The 279-nt window shown below is 61.3% G+C and carries 1 protein-coding gene; it reads left to right on the top strand.

Translation table 11 applies throughout. The features are described 5' to 3' along the window. Window positions 1-57 precede the first annotated feature (57 nt). On the top strand, window positions 58-279 hold a 222-nt coding region (locus tag AAEZ02_RS22315), incomplete at its 3' end, for a precorrin-8X methylmutase (protein WP_351125207.1).

The raw sequence follows: 279 nt of genomic DNA, 5'->3' as shown, positions 1-279 counted from the left end.
CTCTTTCCATTGAAGCGGCGGGCGCCCTGTTGCGCGCTCGTCCACGGAGCAACACCGATGATTGATTACATCCGCGACGGTCAGGAGATCTATCGCAACTCCTTCGCCATTATTCGCGCGGAAGCCAACCTGGACCGCATCCCGGCTGATTTGGAAAAACTCGCGGTGCGGGTGATTCATGCGTGCGGCATGGTCGAGGCCATCGACGGCCTGCAATTTTCCGAAGGTGCCGGCAAGGCAGGGCGTGACGCGTTGGCCGCTGGTGCGCCGATTCTGTGC

Source organism: Shewanella sp. T24-MNA-CIBAN-0130 (genome assembly GCF_040310185.1).
Lineage (GTDB): Bacteria > Pseudomonadota > Gammaproteobacteria > Enterobacterales > Shewanellaceae > Shewanella > Shewanella psychromarinicola.
Note: the sequence above shows the minus strand (reverse complement) of the source record. Positions and strands in the feature narration are given on the sequence as shown.